We start from the raw sequence: 263 nt of genomic DNA, 5'->3' as shown, positions 1-263 counted from the left end.
GATCTAATTCGGGAACAATATCAATTGATTGACCATATCTTCCTACAGCAGAGTACAGTCCTAATTCACTTAATGGCCCTGAAGTTGCTACCCACCATAAATACCCATAGTCGAACACATTATTTCCTGGTACTTTTGCGTGTGCTTTTAAAGATTCTTCAATCCACGATTCTGGAACTATTTGTTCCTCTTCCCATTTTCCATTTTGAAGATAAAGCTGTCCAAACCTTGCCATATCTCTTGCAGAAACCTGAAACAAGTAT

Annotated in this window: 1 pseudogene; it reads right to left on the bottom strand. The window is 38.4% G+C overall.

Features of this window, described 5'->3' with window-relative positions:
* Positions 1-263: pseudogene (locus AOA61_RS24580) on the bottom strand (serine hydrolase); the annotation flags it as partial.

The organism is Pseudomonas sp. 2995-1, assembly GCF_002742505.1.
GTDB classification, from domain to species: Bacteria; Pseudomonadota; Gammaproteobacteria; order Pseudomonadales; family Pseudomonadaceae; genus Aquipseudomonas; species Aquipseudomonas sivasensis.
This window is presented reverse-complemented; position numbering and strand designations above follow the sequence as displayed.